Here is a 17,253-nt window from a genome sequence, read left to right on the forward strand (position 1 = left end):
TTTTTAGGTTAAAGGATAGAAGTTGTTTTGATGTTTTTATTCTTCAAGATGAACGGAGGTTTTGTCCAACGTATATAATATTGTGACAAAAGTGTAAACAAAAGAAAGGATGATGTTATGGCAAAAAGGGTTAGAAGAATAGACCGTAAAGCAGCTGGCAAAGAGGCAGAGCAGAAGAAACCGTCCAAAGTCACCCTGTTCTGCCGTTCGCTTCAAAGGCTGAAGCATTTGTATTGTAACATAAACATACAAATGCCATCAATAACCAAAAAAGGAATTTTAGTTTTAATTTTACCGTTTTTGCTTCTGCCGTTCTTTCGGGCTGATGCCGCTTCAGATATTTACGGCAGTTTCGAGGAATTAAAGCTGAATGAAGATCCTTCCGATTTTTCCATTTCAACGCGAGAGCATGACCCTTCTGTCCTCATATTAGCTATACACGGCGGAGGCATAGAGCCGGGGACCAGTGAGTTAGCCAGAGAAATTGCCGAAAACCGGAGTTTATATTTATTTGAAGGGTTAAAACCAGCCGGTAATGCGGCTCTGCATTTGACAAGTTCGCATTTCGATGAACCTAAGGCCGTGCAAATGGTGAAAGAGCACTCTCATGTCATTTCATTGCACGGTTACGGCAGTGACGATAAAAAGATAAAAATCGGCGGTACAGACAGAGAACGGGCCGAACTTTTGACCGATGTGCTGAAACGGCACGGGTATCCTGCCGTTCTTCTTGGCATAAATGATAAATATGCAGGCGTCAGTCCGAACAACCTTGCCAATCAATCTTCATCCGGATTGAGTATTCAAATCGAAATGAGCACCGGCTTCAGAAAATCACTATTTGACACTTTTACGCTGAAAAGCAGAGCATCCACACAAAACGGGACCTTTTACCAATTCACAAAAACGATTTCTGATTTTATCAGTGACAAATATTAATAAGCACGCCTATTTTGTCGGCGGGGCTTTTTCTTTTGAAATTTATGAAACTTTAAGTTCTTAAGATCGTATACATAATTGACAGGATGAAAGAAAAGAGGTGGGCAAATGAAAGTGATGATCGGGTCTATCATTCTTCTTGTCATCATCGGATTCGGTTTATGGCTGATGCTTAGTCCAATCTTTAAACAAGTGGGAAGCGGAGCCAAAAAATTCAAAAAGTCATGGGAGGAAGAAGATCAGCATGAGCGAAAATAAGCGCGGAAACAAAAAAAAAATTATCGGCGGTGTGATTATAGGTGCAGCCCTTTTAATTGCGGGCGTTACAGCGTCACTATTCATTGAAAAAATACCGAACGGTTATGTCGGGGTTGTATACTCACCGAATGGCGGGGTAAAATCCGACACATTGGACCAAGGCTGGCACTTAGTCGGATTATTTAATAAAGTAACGGAATATCCGGTGCGTATGCAGACAGTGAATAATGAAAATATAAAAGTGGCAACCTCAGACGGTAAAAATATAGAAATGGATATCGCTTACAACTATGTCGTGCAGCCTGATAAAGTAGTCGATCTGTTTAACAAATTCGGAGCGGTAGACGTTGAAACGATTGAAAATACATATTTAAAAACAAGGCTGTGGGATGCGGCGCGAAAATCAATCAGCAAATACTCGGTTATTGACACATACGGGCAAAAATCTGCAGAAGCCGCTGCTGATGTTCAAAAGAGATTTGCTGATGATATGAAGAGTCTTGGATTTTTAATTGATGATCTGACGCTTGGCGTACCGAAGCCGGATAAAGCCACACAGGAAGCTATCGATGCAAGGGTGAAGTCTTCACAGGAACTTGAACGGACACAAACTGAAATTAAAATAGCCGAAGCCGAAGCGAAAAAGAAAAAAATTGAAGCGGAAGGGATCGCTGATTATAACGAAATCATAAAGAAATCAATGTCCGATGAGATGATCAAATATAAATGGATTGAAAAATGGGACGGAAAAACGCCGAAAGCGACAGGCACAGACTCACTGCTGCAGCTGCCGCTGGACGATCAGAAGCAAAAATAAAATGAGAAGGAGGCGATTGCCTCCTTTTTATGTTTTTTCCTGAGGGTCTTTTTCCGGCACTAATTCTTCAGACGCCTCGGTTTGATAGCTCCATAGCGTGCTATCCGTCTCTGTTGTGTCCTGATAATCTTCGGGAAGTACATATTGCTGCAAATACCGGTGAAAAAATGCCTCAAAAACAGAAATGCAAAGTGCAGAGATAACCGATGCCGCGGCAGGAGAGACATTAAATCCACCAATGTTCATAAGGAATATCCATAATATAATGAATGAAATCCCGAAATCAGCTGCAACGGCTGTGAAATTGCTTGTTCTCGGCAGAATCATGCAATCACCCGCAAAATAAGTGATTAAACTTAAGATCACTGTAATAAACAGAACGTTTAAAAAGGTTACTTGGTACATAAGATCCAGAACAATGTACAGTAAAGCAAGTGTGAGCGCCGTTTTAGAAGCGAAAGCAATTACGTGTTTCATTTGAACCACCTTCGTTATTTCGTTTAGTCTTCATTGTAAGCAATCCGCAAATTTTTAAACTGGTATATAGTGGTTATAAAGCATACGTTTTAATAAAATGTGAATAGACATCACAGGATTCACAAGTTAAAATATGTAAAAAGGGGGATGCAAATGAAAAAATACTGGATATGTATTGCTGTTTTTTTATTATGTTTTAGCGGAATACACTCAGCTAAAGCGGCTACCACTGAATTCGGATCAAAAACAAGCTTCACTTTGGAGGGAAATGCAAAAGAGTTTCATATTGAAAATCCGGGGGCTGTAGCTGCCGACGATTACTTTTTAGGATATAAGTTCACCATAATGAACAACTCTTCGTGCGGTTTAAGCATGAAACTCCAGCGGATGGCGCTGAACGGGAATTTTTATACATTAAGTTCTAAAAACTACAGCGGCAGCTGGTTAAACCTCAGTGCCCAGGATAAAAAATCAATTGATCCGTATCACAAATACAGAATTCTGGTTGAAAGTTCTTCAAACGTCTGTGGCCCCGTCTATATTAAAGGGTTTTACGGTGTAGAATATTATCATTTTGATTGAAAATAGATACTCGCTAAAGGCAGCGGGTTTTTTTATATTTAAATATAAATTATTGTACTATGTACTAAATATTCATATATAAATTTTAATGCACCCGCCCAAAGAAAACATAAACAAAAGTAAATTCATCACGCACAAATATACAAAGTTGAAAAATGAATGAAAAGTTTCTCGAGGGAAACATTATTAGTTGACTTCAAAAGTGTGATGTCGGATAATAAGAATGTAAGTTTTTCCTCCTTAGCAGATTCGTTTCTTAAGCCAGGGCGAATCTGCTTTTTTTATGCAAAAAAACCCCTCTGTAAGGGGTTTTTTACGATAAATGAAGTTTAATAGAATTAATGTACGGCTCTGAATACGCCGATAACTTTCCCCAAAATGCTTACGTTTTGCAGGATAATCGGCTCCATCGTCGGATTTTCCGGCTGCAGCCGCACATAATTGTCTTCTTTATAGAAGCGCTTGACCGTCGCTTCATCATCTTCGGTCATAGCTACGACGATTTCTCCGTTATTGGCCGTGTTCTGCTGTTTGACGATGACGTAATCTTTGTCAAAAATGCCGGCGTCGATCATACTTTCTCCCATGATTTCTAACATAAAGACATGTTCGCCCGGAGGAACCATCCGGTCAGGAAGCGGAAAATACTCGTCGATATTTTCAACAGCCGTAATCGGAATACCCGCCGTCACTTTCCCGATGACCGGAACGTTTACGACCTGGCTTTTCGGAATTTGGACTTCTTCTTCATCCAATACCTCAATCGCCCTCGGTTTAGTAGGGTCCCGTCTGATCAGGCCTTTTGTCTCCAGCCGCGCCAAATGGCCGTGCACGGTTGAACTGGAAGCCAGTCCTACTGCTTCTCCTATCTCTCTTACAGAAGGCGGATATCCTTTCGTTTTTACCTCTTCTTTAATAAAACGCAGGATATCAAGCTGCCTTTTTGATAGCTTCGTCATATTTCGCACCTCAAAACGTCGATTTTAAGTAGATTATAGCATGATTTTCCTGACAGTACAAACATAGGTTCGAAAAAAACGATTGACAGAAACGTTTGTTCGTATATACTGAAAGGTATAAAAGGCGAACAAACATTCTTATCGGAGGTTGTTTACATGGCGAAAGAATCTATTATATTTGTCGGGCTGTTTACTGCAATTTTAAGTGCCGCTATTTTACTTGTCTCATGTGCGGGGAATGATCAGTCCCTCAGCCAATATGTTAAAATAAAGGTTCAGGACGGCGATACACTCTGGTCACTTGCGGATCATGTAGCAGAAAAGAAACACATTAATAAAGAAGATTTCATTGAGTGGGTGACGGAGAATAATCATCTCCAAACTGCTGATATAAAGCCCGGAGACGAACTTATTCTTCCGGTTAAGAAGAAGCATCCGGCCGTATATCAGCTGGCCATTGTCAATTAGAGAGGAAAGAGAGAAATGAAGGCGCTCATTTATGCCCGCGTAAGCACAAACAAAGAACAGCAGCAAACGTCATTAAAAAGACAGGAAGAGGAGCTCAGTGAGATCGCTGCTGCAAACGGCATGGAAGTCGTGAAAGTCATTTCTGAGAAAGCCAGCGGTTACGAAATGGACCGCGACGGAGTATTTGAAATGCTTGATGAAATTAAAAAATCACATATTGACGCGATATTAGTGCAGGACGAAACGAGATTGGGAAGAGGAAACGCCAAGATTGCGCTTTTGCATTGTATTTACAGGGAGAATGTAAAAATATATACGACGGCTCATAAAGGTGAACTTGAGCTTTCCGAAGCTGATTCGATGGTACTCGAAATCGTCAGTATTGTTGAGGAATATCAAAGGAAAATTCACAATATGAAAATCCGGCGGGGAATGAAAAGAGCCGTGAAAAACGGCTACAAACCTGAACGGAATCTGAAAAACAGGCATGAAAACAGCGGAAAAGAAAAAAAAGAGGTTCCGGTTTCGGAAATTATCAGGCTGAGAGCCAACAAGCTTACCTTTGCAGAAATCGCAGCGACCTTAAGGGGATTCGGCTACGATGTGTCCAAAGCCACGGTTCACCGGCGGTTTCAGGAATATACCGCAGACACAGAAGGCAGCTGACGCGCATCAGTTGTAAAAAAGACTGCGTTTTAGTAGTATATAATCAACACGCACCAAAGGAGCTTATTATGATTTCTAAAGAAAAAATCGCAAGAATTAACGAATTGGCTCAAAAAGCTAAATCAAACACGATAACGGATGAGGAAAAAGCTGAACAGCAAAAGCTTCGCCAGGAGTATTTGAAAGGATTCCGCTCCTCAATGAAAAATACGTTAAAGAGCGTAAAAGTGATTGATCCGGAAGGCAACGATGTCACCCCTGAAAAATTAAAAAGAGAACAACAGAAAAATAATCTTCATTAAACAGAAAGAATACGGCAATACGTATTCTTTTTTCGTATATACTAATATCAGGATGTGCTTTACGACAATTTTCAACAAGTTTATCTCAAATTTAAGCTGAAAGAGTTGAGAAAAAGTCAGCATCGCTTTATGATGAAAAGGTACAACAATATGGAAGGGGATTATAATGGATACAATTGAAAAGAAATCAGTTGCCACCATTCGTACACTATCTATAGACGCAATTGAAAAAGCGAATTCCGGACATCCGGGCATGCCGATGGGAGCTGCTCCGATGGCATACACGCTGTGGACGAAATTTATGAATGTAAATCCGCAGAATCCGGGCTGGTTTAACCGCGACCGCTTTGTTTTATCAGCAGGCCACGGTTCAATGCTTTTATACAGCATGCTGCATTTAAGCGGATATGACCTCAGCATTGAAGACTTGAAACAGTTCCGTCAATGGGGAAGCAAAACACCGGGACATCCGGAGTTCGGGCACACAGCCGGAGTAGACGCAACGACCGGGCCGCTTGGACAGGGTATTGCAATGGCAGTGGGAATGGCAATTGCAGAACGCCATCTGGCTGAGACATATAACCGTGATTCTTTCAACGTAGTTGATCATTATACATACAGTATTTGCGGAGACGGCGATTTAATGGAAGGCATTTCTTCCGAAGCCGCTTCTCTTGCAGGCCATCTTGAATTAGGCCGCCTGATCGTATTATACGATTCTAATGACATTTCCTTAGACGGCGATTTAGACCGTTCTTTCTCTGAAAATGTAAAGCAGCGTTTTGAAGCAATGAACTGGGAAGTTCTTTATGTTGAGGACGGAAACAACATCGCTGAATTGACGGCCGCAATTGAAAAAGCGCGCCAGAATAATAAAAAACCGACTTTGATTGAAGTGAAAACCACGATCGGTTTCGGTTCTCCAAACCGCGCGGGCACATCCGGCGTTCACGGCGCTCCGTTAGGACTAGAAGAGAGCAAGCTGACAAAAGAAGCGTATGCTTGGACGTTTGAAGAAGATTTTTATGTTCCGGAAGAAGTATATGGGCATTTCAATCAAGCTGTAAAAGAAGCCGGCACGAAAAAAGAACAGGAATGGAATGAACTGTTCGCGGCTTATAAAGAAAAATATCCTGAGCTTGCTGAACAGCTGTCACTCGGCATGAAAGGCGAGCTTCCTAAAGACTGGGATCAGGAAGTTCCCGTTTATGAAAAAGGCAGCAGCCTTGCTTCCCGCGCATCTTCAGGTGAGGTGCTGAACGGGATCGCTAAGAAAATTCCTTTCTTTGTCGGGGGATCTGCTGACCTTGCGGGTTCAAATAAAACGACAATCAAAAATGGAGGAGACTTCACGGCCAAAGACTACGCCGGGAAAAACTTCTGGTTCGGTGTCCGTGAATTTGCGATGGGCGCTGCATTAAACGGAATGGCGCTTCACGGCGGCCTCCGCGTATTCGGCGGCACATTCTTTGTGTTCTCTGATTATTTAAGACCTGCCATTCGTCTGGCGTCATTGATGGGCCTTCCCGTCACTTATGTATTCACACATGACAGTATTGCCGTAGGAGAGGACGGGCCGACTCACGAACCGATTGAGCAGCTTGCTTCTTTACGCGCACTTCCTAACCTTTCTGTGATCAGACCTGCTGACGGAAATGAAACCGCAGCTGCATGGAAGGTTGCCGTTCAAAGCCAAGATCATCCGACAGCTCTTGTATTGACACGCCAAAACCTGCCGACGATTGATCAGCAGGCTGAAGAAGCGTATGCGGGCGTGGAAAAAGGGGCTTATATCGTTTCCAAAGCCCAAACGGAATCACCAGCCGCTCTTCTTTTAGCGACAGGTTCTGAAGTCGGACTTGCGATCGAAGCTCAAGCGAAACTGGCTGAAGAAAACATTCACGTATCTGTAGTCAGCATGCCGAGCTGGGACCGCTTTGAAAAACAATCGGCCGAGTACAAAAACAGCGTGCTTCCTCCGAATGTGACGAAACGTCTTGCGATCGAAATGGGTTCAAGCTTCGGATGGGGCAAATTTACCGGTCTTGAAGGAGACGTTCTCGCAATTGACCGTTTCGGTGCTTCAGCTCCGGGAGAAACAATTATGAAAGAATACGGTTTTACTGCAGAAAACGTGGTTGACCGCGTGAAAAAACTTTTAAACCAATAACGAGACAAAAGAGGATGAGTCAAATCATCCTCTTTTTCCTGATTATGCGACAAAAATAGAAGGGGCGGCGTAACAGTAATAGACAATTCTTTCTTTTCTCCTTTTGTATAATAGAAAGCAATAACGAAGCGCTGTAAAAGGGGATGAGGAAATGGAACGTCATTACTATACGCACCTGATAAAGGATGAGTTTGCGAACCACTACTTCGGGCGGGAAACGGCTATGTTTGAGTTGTTTCGAGACTATCATTGGACAGACCTGACACCCCAGGAATATCAAATGACAGAAAAGCAAGTTCAATATATAACGGAACAGATTCCGGTGATACATATGCATCAGCGTCTCCAGCTGCATTTAAACCGAATGAGTTACAGCCGTTTGGATTCCATTTACCGGCTTACACTGCCCGGAGAAAAGGGCCGCGCCACCTTCATGATGAAAGACAGTTTAATTGAGATTGCAGCTTCGGGAGATTATGAGGCGGAAACGATTTTCTTTGAGATTCTGCGTAAAATCAGCCCCTGTTTTCTTGCAATGGATTTCAAGACACGGCGCTACGGGTGGTTAAATCCGGTCAGAGAAAGAAATTTTGTCTAAAAACGAGGAAAAAGAGATGTAAATGTTGTATAATAGCCTTTGGTTTAGTACACTTTAAACTAGACAACATGAAGGAGGAAATAAAATGACTTTATGGGTTGGCATCCTAGTGGGCGTTGTCGCATTGCTCATAGGTGTTGCACTCGGGTTTTTTATTGCTCGTAAATATATGATGAGCTATTTGAAAAAGAATCCGCCTATTAATGAACAAATGTTACGCATGATGATGATGCAAATGGGAATGAAACCTTCTCAAAAGAAAATTAATCAAATGATGAAAGCCATGAATAATCAAGCGAAATAATACGTACAGATTATGATATAGAGATACATGGTTATAAAAATAAAAAACCCGGAGAGGGTTTTTTATTTTGGCGTCATGTTTCACCCCAACTGCCGGTGTGCAGTTCTTTTTGGTATTGTATGAGAAGGTGGTCAAGCTCCTGGCTGAGTTCTATCGTAATGTTTGATGTCATTCCGTTTGTCATGACGATTTTAAGCAGCTCTGCCCGTTTTTTTTCAATTTCATTTAATAGATGCTCTCTAATCACAGGGATATATCCTTTCATACATAAATCTTTCACCTGAGTCGCTATTATTATATCCACATTTATACTGTTTTTCAAATAAGAAGGAGTATAATATCTCGATGTCAAATTAAATTATATAAGCTTTTTCTATAAAAAGTAATCCTTCTCGGGAAAGTGTTAAAAAAATGAAATGATTTTGTCATAACTCGAAGGGAGTGTGTCATCGTGAGTTTTAATTACTTTCTGACGTTTGGGGCCGGATTTCTGTCTTTCATTTCTCCATGCTGTCTGCCGTTGTACCCCGCCTTTTTATCTTACATAACTGGTGTCAGTATGGACGAGGTGAAAACAGAAAAGGTGATGCTGCAAAAGCGCGGCCTCGTGCATACACTTTGTTTTTTGCTTGGTTTCTCCGTGATTTTTATCGCATTGGGATATGGAACTTCGTTTATCGGCAGTTTTTTTACCCAATATCATGAAGCGATCCGCCAGTTTGGCGCTATCATGCTGATCCTTTTCGGGCTGGTTACTGCCGGTGTGTTTCAGCCGAAATTCATGATGAAAGAGCGGCGCATTCACCTTAAGCGCCGTCCGGAGGGGTTTATCGGTTCGGTTCTGATCGGTCTTGCGTTTGCAGCCGGCTGGTCGCCGTGCAGCGGGCCCATTTTAGGAGCCGTGTTTTCGCTGGCCAATACAAATCCTTCTTCAGCAGTGCCGTATATGTTTTTATATGTTCTCGGATTTGCGATTCCTTTTCTTGTTCTTTCATTTTTTATTACCAGAATGAATTGGATTCGCAAGCATCAGCTGCTTATCATGAAAATCGGCGGCATTCTTATGATTCTGATCGGAGTTATGCTGTTTTTTAACTGGATGAGCTACATTCTGATCGTACTGTCAAATCTTTTCGGAGGATTTACGGGTCTGTAACGGATTAATAACTTTTGAACTATTATATACCCTTTTGTTTTTGGTACAATAAGACTAGTTAATGTTAAATATGTGGAGGGGAATATGACACGAGTTTTAGTTGTAGATGACGCCAAGTTCATGAGGGTGAAAATCAGAGAGATTCTGGAATCGGCGAATTACACAGTGGCCGGGGAAGCGGCTGACGGTGAGGAAGCTCTGGCAGTATATCAAAAAATCCGTCCCGACCTGGTGACTATGGATATTACCATGCCGGTCAAAAACGGTATACAGGCGCTGCAGGATATTTTAGCTTTTGACCCGAAAGCCCGGATCATCATGTGCACCGCCATGCGGCAGCAGCGGATCGTTCTGGAAGCGATTGAATTAGGCGCTAAAGACTTTATCGTTAAACCGTTTGAAGCATCTAAAGTGCTGGAGGCCGTAGGCCGGGTAACGGGAACGTAAACGTGTTCTCTTTTCAAATTGGTTTTTTTTATGTTTTTGGAGTATAGTATATAGTATCAAACTCCGTGCAAGCAAAGGAATGATAAAGATGATGATTATAATTTCATCCGTTATTGCAGCGGCCATGGCAATTTCCGTGATGATCGTCAGGATTAAATCCTCCGACAAGCCCGCTTCACCTAAAAAAATAATTCTCCCGCCGATTTTCATGAGTACGGGAGCGCTTATGTTCCTTTTTCCGATTTTCAGAGTGACGGGCGAAGAATTTTTGGAGGCCATTACGCTGGGCGTGATCTTCTCTGTTTTTCTGATTAAAACATCTAAATTTGAGATTAAAAATAATGAAATCTATTTAAAACGGTCAAAAGCGTTTGTGTTTATCCTGATTGGTTTGCTGGTTATCAGAATCGCTATGAAATCCATTTTGAGCACGACGATTGATTACGGAGCTTTAAGCGGAATGTTTTGGATTCTTGCTTTCGGAATGATTGTCCCGTGGCGCATCGCGATGTTTTTGTCTTACCGCAAACTTTCGAATGAACTGAAGACCGCTGATATTCAGATGAATTAAAACCTTTCCGTCCGCCGGAAAGGTTTTTTATTTGAGCAGGGCTTGATAAGGAGTAAGATCAATCTGTTTTTCACGGAGATGCTTTTTTAAAAATTGATGATCACGCTTAGGAGTGGCCAGTATGTAACCTCTGATGATTAAATCACGGTTTATTTGTTCAGCTTCCTCCGCTAAGGAAAGTTCACCGATTTTTCCGGCGATTTTCGCTTTGGCTACATCCCGAAAGAGCTCCGGCACGGGGGCGACCAATTCATCCAAAAACGCCTTGTCACCCTCATTCCATAAGTGCCTGCTTTTTTCAATATAATAGTCCTGCCAATCCAGTTCTGACCGGCCGTCTTCTTTCGGTAAGCGTTTTAAAAATTTTCGAAACATAAAAAATCCGCCGATAGACAGCAATCCGATCATCACGATGACCCAAAATAAAATAAACCACATAAACCAGCCTTCCAGCATTGTTCTATCTCCTCCTTACTTTAACCATATTGTAAACGAAGACAGAATAGAAGAACACATGAAAAAAAGAATAGAAAAAATGATAGATGTCCAGTCATTCCGGTTGCTAGAACATATTCTATCGTATAGTGATTCTGCTATTTGGCCATGGGAGATTCACTTTGAGGGTATATGACTGATATGACCGGACAAAAAAGCCGCTTCCATTGAGGGATGAAAGCGGCTTTTTTATGTTATAGAGGAAATTGAAAGGAAAAAGAGGCAGGAGTCTCATTTGGCTCCTTGTTCATAGAGACGGTCAGAATATGGTTGGTGAAATCAGTGAAAATATGTTTGTCATACAGATAAAAAGGAAGCACCATTTGTTTGTTTAACGTCCGTTCAAGCGTTTTAACAGAGAGCATAAACTCATTTCCCGAAAGAGTGACGGTTATCGCTTGCACCTGCTTCAGCGCCGTCAGGTCGGCTTCAATGATATATTGACGGCTTGTTTCATATAGATCGATCGGCAGCGTCTCGTCATACCAAGCATACGGGTCCTCGTAAAACTGCCGCAGCCATTCTTCCGTATCATCAAATTCTTCAGCGTTTTTTGAGTGATTCATGGAAGCATCCCTCCATATTAAAAAGCCTTGCTATAACGTATGCAGAAGCTTTGAATGGGTGAATGGCACAAAAAAAACAGACACCGGGGTCTGTTTTACATATCGTGGCTTGTATTATGTTTTTGTCTTGTATGGTTGCGGTTTTTCACTTTTTTGCTTCCGCTCAGCGGTTCCGGCTGGCCGGGGTTATGGCCCTTCGGAGCATTTTTATGCATATCTTTACTCGTATTTTTATTTGTCATGTTAAAGCCTCCTTTTTAAGGTGTTCCGGCTATTGGTTTGTTTTTCTTTTTTTATTGTTCTGCCGTTCTTCTTCCGTCAGGACGAGCTGGTCATTTTCTATATAACCCGCGCCTTTGCCTTGGCTTTTCGCATCATTCATGCCGTTAATGACATGATTGGCTTTCCGTTTTACCATGATCATCACCTCAACATTAATATGGCTCTTTACAGCCCGTTGTATGAGGCGGAAAATCGGACAAAATTTACCGAAAATCATGATGATAAGACGATCTTATTGTATTTAATAAAAACATTGATATTTACTTATGTATGATTTTATACTAAGATGAAATTGTGAGAAAATTGTGATGGAATGTGAACATTCATCTAAAGAACGATCTTGATCATTGAAGGGGGATTTTGGGAAATGACAAATCAGCAAAAAGTCGCAACACAAGACGTTTTCCAAGCAAGAAAAACATTTTCTTCAAATGGGAAAACATACAACTACTATTCATTAAAAGCATTGGAAGACGCAGGGGTCGGCAATGTTTCAAAACTTCCTTATTCTATTAAGGTTCTTTTGGAATCCGTTTTGCGTCAGGTAGACGGACGCGTCATTACAAAAGAACATGTTGAAAATTTAGCAAGATGGGGTACTGCTGAATTAAAAGATATCGATGTGCCGTTTAAACCGTCACGGGTTATTCTACAGGACTTTACCGGCGTTCCGGCAGTAGTTGACCTGGCATCTTTAAGAAAAGCCATGGCTTCTGTCGGCGGAGACCCTGATAAAATCAATCCTGAAATTCCGGTTGACCTGGTCATTGACCATTCCGTACAAGTCGACAAAGCCGGTACGGAAGACGCGTTAGCCATTAATATGGACTTAGAATTCGAAAGAAATGCAGAACGTTATAAATTTTTAAGCTGGGCAAAGAAAGCGTTTAACAATTATCAGGCCGTTCCGCCTGCAACAGGTATCGTTCACCAGGTAAACCTTGAGTTTTTGGCAAGTGTCGTTCATACGAAAGAGGAAGACGGAGAACTTGTGACATATCCTGATACATTGGTGGGAACAGATTCCCATACAACAATGATTAACGGAATCGGCGTCCTCGGCTGGGGTGTCGGCGGTATTGAGGCGGAAGCGGGAATGCTCGGCCAGCCTTCATATTTCCCTGTTCCTGAGGTCATCGGCGCGAAACTTGTCGGAAAATTGCCTAACGGAACGACGGCGACTGACTTGGCGCTGAAAGTCACTCAAGTGCTGCGCGAAAAAGGCGTAGTCAATAAATTTGTTGAATTCTTCGGTCCTGGTGTTGCTGAGCTTCCGCTTGCGGATCGGGCGACTATTGCCAATATGGCGCCGGAATACGGAGCGACTTGCGGATTCTTCCCGGTTGACGAGGAAGCACTTTCTTACCTGCGTCTGACCGGCCGTGAAGAAGAGCAGATCGATATTGTGGAAGCATACTGCCGCAACAACGGTTTATTCTATACGCCTGACGCGGAAGAGCCGATTTTTACAGACGTTGTGGAAATTGATCTGTCAAAAATTGAAGCGAACCTATCAGGACCGAAACGTCCGCAGGATTTAATCCCGCTTTCCGTTATGCAGGAAACGTTTAAAAAACATCTAGTCAGCCCGGCCGGCAACCAAGGATTCGGAGCGGATGCTGATGAAGAGAACAAAGAAATTTCATTTAAACTTAACAGCGGCGAAGATGCGGTTATGAAAACAGGGGCGATTGCAATCGCCGCTATTACAAGCTGTACGAATACATCAAACCCTTATGTATTAATCGGTGCCGGATTGGTAGCCAAAAAAGCGGTAGAATTAGGCTTGAAAGTGCCGAATTATGTTAAAACATCACTTGCACCGGGGTCTAAGGTTGTTACTGGATACTTAGTCAACTCAGGCCTGCTTCCTTACATGAAGGAGCTCGGCTTTAACCTCGTAGGGTATGGCTGTACGACATGTATCGGGAACTCCGGCCCGCTTTCTCCAGAGATTGAAGAAGCGGTTGCTAAAAATGATCTCTTGATCACTTCTGTCTTGTCAGGTAACAGAAACTTTGAAGGCCGGATCCATCCGCTTGTCAAAGGAAACTACCTTGCGTCACCTCCGCTTGTTGTCGCATACGCATTAGCAGGCACTGTGAATATCAACCTGAAAACGGATCCGATCGGTGTCGGAAATGACGGACAAAATGTTTATTTCGATGACATCTGGCCGTCCATGGATGAAATCAATTCTCTCGTCAAACAGACTGTTACGCCGGAATTATTCCGCAAAGAGTATGAAACGGTATTTGACGACAACCAGCGCTGGAACGAAATCGAAACGACGGATGAAGCGCTGTACAAGTGGGATCAGGATTCCACTTACATTCAAAACCCGCCGTTCTTTGAGGAAATGTCTGTAGAGCCGGGAAAAGTTGAGCCTTTAAGAGGACTTCGCGTTGTCGGCAAATTCGGCGATTCTGTGACGACTGACCACATTTCTCCGGCCGGAGCGATCGGAAAAGACACACCGGCGGGCAAATACCTGCAGGAAAAAGGCGTTTCTCCTCGTGACTTTAACTCTTACGGCTCACGCCGCGGAAACCATGAAGTCATGATGAGAGGAACATTCGCCAATATCCGCATTAAAAACCAAATCGCACCGGGTACAGAAGGCGGATACACAACACATTGGCCTACCGGGGAAGTGACATCTATTTATGATGCCTGCATGCGGTATAAAGATGATAAAACGGGTCTTGTCGTCCTGGCCGGAAAAGATTACGGAATGGGCTCTTCACGTGACTGGGCTGCAAAAGGAACAAACCTGCTCGGCATCAGAACAGTCATTGCCGAAAGCTTTGAAAGAATTCACAGAAGCAACCTCGTCTTCATGGGTGTGCTGCCGCTTCAGTTCAAACAGGGTGAAAACGCGGATACACTCGGCTTAACCGGTAAGGAAGTCATCGAGGTGGATGTTGATGAATCTGTACGTCCGCGCGACTTGCTGACTGTCAGAGCAATCAGTGAAGACGGTAAGGTAAAAACATTTGAAGTTGTTGTCCGTTTTGACAGTGAAGTGGAAATTGATTACTATCGCCACGGCGGCATTTTACAAATGGTGCTTCGCGATAAAATGAAACAGTAGCAGTATGAACAAAGGAGAGAAAGCAGTCTGCTTTCTCTCTTTTTATGCGGGAGGCCTTGAGATGCTTGCGAAATGGCTGGGCGGAATGTTACTTATCGGGTTGTTAGTGTATGCGGGCTGGAACATTTATTCTGTACAAAAAAGTCCGAAAGAAGGGACGGAAGAAGGGATGAAAGCCCCTGACTTTACACTTGATACCTTGTCAGGAAAAAGTATCTCCCTTTCTGATTATAAAGGAAAAAAAGTGCTCCTCAATTTCTGGGCGACGTGGTGCAAGCCGTGCCGAATGGAAATGCCCGATATGCAGGAGCTGCAGAAAGAATATCCTGATATTGCGGTAGCAGCCGTTAATTTTACATCCTCTGAAAAAAATATACAGGCTGTGAAATCATTTGCTGATCATTATCAGCTGACCTTTCCTATTCTGATTGACAAAAGCGGAATTAACGGAGATTTCAACGTGCTTTCTTATCCGACAACATACATATTAGACGAAAAAGGAACCATTCAGCATATTCGCGTAGGCACGATGACAAAAAAAGAAATGAAAGAAAAACTGGATCTCAAATAGAGGTTCAGTTTTTTTATTGTGAAGGGCTTAGGTTTTGAAAAATTGGAAAAAATGAATGAAAACACGGAGGTGAGAAGATTGAAAAAAATGCGAAAACGTTCTTTTCATGAATTGGTTATGGAAAATAAACGTGAGCTGATGACCAATACGGAATATTTGAATCAGCTTGAAGAAAAGCTGGAGCAGCGGTTCAAACAAAAATAACCTTTAATTTGCAGTCATGTTTGCACCTCCTTTTGCAAAATATACTCTTAAGGAGGGATGAACATGGGCATAAATAAGAAAGACGGCCAGCCGCAATACGCTCCGAGCCACTTAGGGACAAAACCCGTTAAATATAAACGCAACAAAGGGGAAAAGTTTCATGACAAGTCAAACGGACATCCGATTGTCATGCAGACGAAAGGCGAATAACATCATCAAAGGAGAGCAGACATTATGACAAACAATTATCAAAAACCGAATCCGGATGACCGTTCCGATAACGTTGAAAAGCTGCAGGATATGGTGCAGAATACAATTGAAAATATAGAAGAAGCCAAAGAATCAATGGAATTTGCGACAGATGAGGAAAAACAGCGCATTCAAGAGAAGAATGCCAGACGCAATGAAAGCATTGAATCGTTCCGCAGTGAAATCCAGGATGAATCGGCTGCAAGAGAAAACGGCTATCAATCATAATAAAAACCAGGGAAACCTGGTTTTTTTCTCTTTCCGGCTCGTTGTGATAAAATGGGGCTAATCTGATAATAAGGGAGCAGAGAACGTTGCATGTGTCAAAAAAAGAAATAGAAGTGCGTTATGCGGAAACAGATCAAATGGGTATCGTCTATCATGCCAATTACTTAGTCTGGATGGAGGTCGGCAGAACGGCGCTGATTAAGGAACTCGGATTCCTTTACAAGGATATGGAAGATAGAGGAGTGCTGTCCCCTGTATTGGATATCAGCATTTCTTATAAAAAGCCGCTCCGCTACGGAGAAACGGCTGTCGTACATACTTGGATTGAAGAATATAACGGATTTAAAACCGTTTACGGCTACCACATCTATAATCCGGAACAAGAACTTGCCATCAAAGCGACATCCTCTCATATATGCGTTGATAAAGAGAGCTTCAAACCGATTCAGTTTCGCAAGGCTTTTCCTGATTGGCATGCCGCTTACGAAAAGGCAAAAAAATAAGGAGCGGCTGCAGTTATGGCATTTGGAATTACGCGTAAGGAACTGGAAAGATGGAAGCGGGATGTATCGGAAGGGAAAATCGCTTTTTTAACGCATTACTGGCTGGATGACCGTTTTCCGGAGGCTAAGACCGTGACGAAGGCCGGTTCAAGCGATCTCAATAAACTGATCAGATGGGGAGCGGAATACGGGCTGAAGCCGGAGTGGATTCACCATAAAAATGAATTTCCCCACTTTGACCTGCTCGGTGATACGCAAAGAAGCACATTAGAAAAAGAACATCTGACTGATCATCTCAAAAGGTTCAGGCTGTAAAAAAAAGAACGCATCCGCTGCGTTCTTTTTTT

General features: G+C 42.5%; 27 protein-coding genes. 20 read left to right on the top strand and 7 right to left on the bottom strand.

The features are described from left to right. Window positions 1-117 precede the first annotated feature (117 nt). From JNUCC22_RS08945 to JNUCC22_RS08955, 3 genes are all read left to right on the top strand, one after another. On the top strand, window positions 118-939 hold the full coding sequence (locus JNUCC22_RS08945) for a poly-gamma-glutamate hydrolase family protein (RefSeq protein ID WP_042635231.1): 822 nt from the start codon (window positions 118-120) through the stop codon (window positions 937-939). Between the two features lie 108 nt (window positions 940-1,047). Then, window positions 1,048-1,197, top strand: a complete 150-nt coding sequence (locus tag JNUCC22_RS08950) for a hypothetical protein (protein WP_007410334.1) — start codon at window positions 1,048-1,050, stop codon at window positions 1,195-1,197. Continuing rightward, window positions 1,184-2,014, top strand: a complete 831-nt coding sequence (locus JNUCC22_RS08955) for a prohibitin family protein (protein ID WP_042635232.1) — start codon at window positions 1,184-1,186, stop codon at window positions 2,012-2,014. The genes JNUCC22_RS08950 and JNUCC22_RS08955 overlap by 14 nt, the downstream gene beginning before the upstream one ends. A 27-nt stretch (window positions 2,015-2,041) precedes the next feature. On the opposite strand, the gene JNUCC22_RS08960 is transcribed toward JNUCC22_RS08955, so the two are convergent. Then, window positions 2,042-2,491, bottom strand: coding sequence for a YndM family protein (locus tag JNUCC22_RS08960; protein WP_003154009.1), 450 nt, complete (start codon window positions 2,489-2,491; stop codon window positions 2,042-2,044). A 153-nt stretch (window positions 2,492-2,644) separates the two neighbouring features. Here JNUCC22_RS08960 and JNUCC22_RS08965 point away from each other — a divergent pair, with 153 nt between their 5' ends. After that, complete coding sequence (locus JNUCC22_RS08965) at window positions 2,645-3,073, top strand: hypothetical protein (RefSeq protein WP_003154006.1); 429 nt, start codon at window positions 2,645-2,647, stop codon at window positions 3,071-3,073. Between the two features lie 338 nt (window positions 3,074-3,411). Here the strand turns inward: JNUCC22_RS08965 and lexA are convergent, their stop codons facing one another. Beyond that, complete coding sequence (gene lexA, locus JNUCC22_RS08970) at window positions 3,412-4,032, bottom strand: transcriptional repressor LexA (RefSeq protein WP_007611720.1); 621 nt, start codon at window positions 4,030-4,032, stop codon at window positions 3,412-3,414. 156 nt (window positions 4,033-4,188) lie between these two features. On the opposite strand from lexA, the gene yneA reads away from it, so the two are divergent. From yneA to JNUCC22_RS09000, 6 genes are all read left to right on the top strand, one after another. Continuing rightward, window positions 4,189-4,500 (top strand): cell division suppressor protein YneA, encoded by a 312-nt coding sequence (gene yneA / locus JNUCC22_RS08975; RefSeq protein WP_003154001.1) that lies wholly within the window; start codon window positions 4,189-4,191, stop codon window positions 4,498-4,500. A gap of 15 nt (window positions 4,501-4,515) precedes the next feature. After that, window positions 4,516-5,166, top strand: coding sequence for a YneB family resolvase-like protein (locus JNUCC22_RS08980; protein WP_003153998.1), 651 nt, complete (start codon window positions 4,516-4,518; stop codon window positions 5,164-5,166). 68 nt (window positions 5,167-5,234) lie between these two features. Continuing rightward, window positions 5,235-5,468 carry a DUF896 domain-containing protein gene (locus JNUCC22_RS08985; protein ID WP_003153997.1) on the top strand — a complete coding sequence of 78 codons (234 nt, stop codon included), beginning with the start codon at window positions 5,235-5,237 and terminating at the stop codon, window positions 5,466-5,468. A gap of 166 nt (window positions 5,469-5,634) precedes the next feature. Beyond that, entirely contained in the window at window positions 5,635-7,638 is a 2,004-nt protein-coding gene (tkt, locus tag JNUCC22_RS08990; RefSeq protein WP_216062279.1) for a transketolase, read from the top strand. 151 nt (window positions 7,639-7,789) lie between these two features. Further along, window positions 7,790-8,236 (top strand): sporulation inhibitor of replication protein SirA, encoded by a 447-nt coding sequence (gene sirA, locus JNUCC22_RS08995; protein WP_216062280.1) that lies wholly within the window; start codon window positions 7,790-7,792, stop codon window positions 8,234-8,236. Between the two features lie 85 nt (window positions 8,237-8,321). Continuing rightward, complete coding sequence (locus JNUCC22_RS09000; RefSeq protein WP_003153994.1) at window positions 8,322-8,540, top strand: YneF family protein; 219 nt, start codon at window positions 8,322-8,324, stop codon at window positions 8,538-8,540. A gap of 73 nt (window positions 8,541-8,613) precedes the next feature. Here the strand turns inward: JNUCC22_RS09000 and JNUCC22_RS09005 are convergent, their stop codons facing one another. Beyond that, entirely contained in the window at window positions 8,614-8,787 is a 174-nt protein-coding gene (locus tag JNUCC22_RS09005; RefSeq protein ID WP_012117647.1) for an aspartyl-phosphate phosphatase Spo0E family protein, read from the bottom strand. 201 nt (window positions 8,788-8,988) lie between these two features. Here JNUCC22_RS09005 and JNUCC22_RS09010 point away from each other — a divergent pair, with 201 nt between their 5' ends. The 3 genes from JNUCC22_RS09010 to JNUCC22_RS09020 all read left to right on the top strand — a co-directional run bounded on the left by JNUCC22_RS09010 (window position 8,989) and on the right by JNUCC22_RS09020 (window position 10,714). Then, window positions 8,989-9,696, top strand: coding sequence for a cytochrome c biogenesis protein CcdA (locus JNUCC22_RS09010; RefSeq protein ID WP_216062328.1), 708 nt, complete (start codon window positions 8,989-8,991; stop codon window positions 9,694-9,696). An 84-nt stretch (window positions 9,697-9,780) separates the two neighbouring features. Next, window positions 9,781-10,143 carry a response regulator gene (locus JNUCC22_RS09015; protein ID WP_007410327.1) on the top strand — a complete coding sequence of 121 codons (363 nt, stop codon included), beginning with the start codon at window positions 9,781-9,783 and terminating at the stop codon, window positions 10,141-10,143. A gap of 79 nt (window positions 10,144-10,222) precedes the next feature. Beyond that, a complete protein-coding gene (locus tag JNUCC22_RS09020; RefSeq protein WP_216062281.1) occupies window positions 10,223-10,714 on the top strand; it encodes a CcdC family protein in 492 nt (163 codons plus the stop codon). 27 nt (window positions 10,715-10,741) lie between these two features. Here the strand turns inward: JNUCC22_RS09020 and JNUCC22_RS09025 are convergent, their stop codons facing one another. From JNUCC22_RS09025 to sspO, 4 genes are all read right to left on the bottom strand, one after another. Further along, entirely contained in the window at window positions 10,742-11,170 is a 429-nt protein-coding gene (locus JNUCC22_RS09025) for a DUF2621 domain-containing protein (RefSeq protein WP_007410325.1), read from the bottom strand. A 233-nt stretch (window positions 11,171-11,403) separates the two neighbouring features. Beyond that, on the bottom strand, window positions 11,404-11,775 hold the full coding sequence (locus JNUCC22_RS09030) for an Hsp20/alpha crystallin family protein (protein WP_007611737.1): 372 nt from the start codon (window positions 11,773-11,775) through the stop codon (window positions 11,404-11,406). Between the two features lie 95 nt (window positions 11,776-11,870). Continuing rightward, the gene (locus JNUCC22_RS09035) at window positions 11,871-12,017 is read right to left on the bottom strand and encodes a small acid-soluble spore protein P (protein WP_003153984.1); all 147 of its coding nucleotides are present in this window, start codon (window positions 12,015-12,017) and stop codon (window positions 11,871-11,873) included. Window positions 12,018-12,046: 29 nt separating this feature from the next. Continuing rightward, window positions 12,047-12,193, bottom strand: a complete 147-nt coding sequence (sspO, locus tag JNUCC22_RS09040) for an acid-soluble spore protein SspO (protein ID WP_003153982.1) — start codon at window positions 12,191-12,193, stop codon at window positions 12,047-12,049. Window positions 12,194-12,424: 231 nt separating this feature from the next. Here sspO and acnA point away from each other — a divergent pair, with 231 nt between their 5' ends. From acnA to JNUCC22_RS09075, 7 genes are all read left to right on the top strand, one after another. Continuing rightward, complete coding sequence (acnA, locus tag JNUCC22_RS09045; RefSeq protein WP_094031739.1) at window positions 12,425-15,151, top strand: aconitate hydratase AcnA; 2,727 nt, start codon at window positions 12,425-12,427, stop codon at window positions 15,149-15,151. A gap of 61 nt (window positions 15,152-15,212) precedes the next feature. After that, a complete protein-coding gene (locus JNUCC22_RS09050) occupies window positions 15,213-15,722 on the top strand; it encodes a TlpA family protein disulfide reductase (RefSeq protein ID WP_003153980.1) in 510 nt (169 codons plus the stop codon). 78 nt (window positions 15,723-15,800) lie between these two features. Next, entirely contained in the window at window positions 15,801-15,926 is a 126-nt protein-coding gene (locus tag JNUCC22_RS09055; protein ID WP_012117651.1) for an FbpB family small basic protein, read from the top strand. 63 nt (window positions 15,927-15,989) lie between these two features. Then, window positions 15,990-16,136, top strand: coding sequence for an acid-soluble spore protein N (locus tag JNUCC22_RS09060; protein WP_003153977.1), 147 nt, complete (start codon window positions 15,990-15,992; stop codon window positions 16,134-16,136). Window positions 16,137-16,160: 24 nt separating this feature from the next. Then, window positions 16,161-16,403, top strand: coding sequence for a small acid-soluble spore protein Tlp (tlp, locus tag JNUCC22_RS09065; RefSeq protein ID WP_007410320.1), 243 nt, complete (start codon window positions 16,161-16,163; stop codon window positions 16,401-16,403). A gap of 86 nt (window positions 16,404-16,489) precedes the next feature. Beyond that, the gene (locus JNUCC22_RS09070) at window positions 16,490-16,906 is read left to right on the top strand and encodes a YbgC/FadM family acyl-CoA thioesterase (protein WP_025284790.1); all 417 of its coding nucleotides are present in this window, start codon (window positions 16,490-16,492) and stop codon (window positions 16,904-16,906) included. A 15-nt stretch (window positions 16,907-16,921) separates the two neighbouring features. Then, window positions 16,922-17,221 (top strand): hypothetical protein, encoded by a 300-nt coding sequence (locus JNUCC22_RS09075; protein ID WP_216062282.1) that lies wholly within the window; start codon window positions 16,922-16,924, stop codon window positions 17,219-17,221. The last annotated feature ends 32 nt before the right edge of the window (window positions 17,222-17,253 follow it).

The sequence above is a fragment of the Bacillus sp. JNUCC-22 genome, assembly GCF_018861275.1.
Classification (GTDB): domain Bacteria; phylum Bacillota; class Bacilli; order Bacillales; family Bacillaceae; genus Bacillus; species Bacillus velezensis.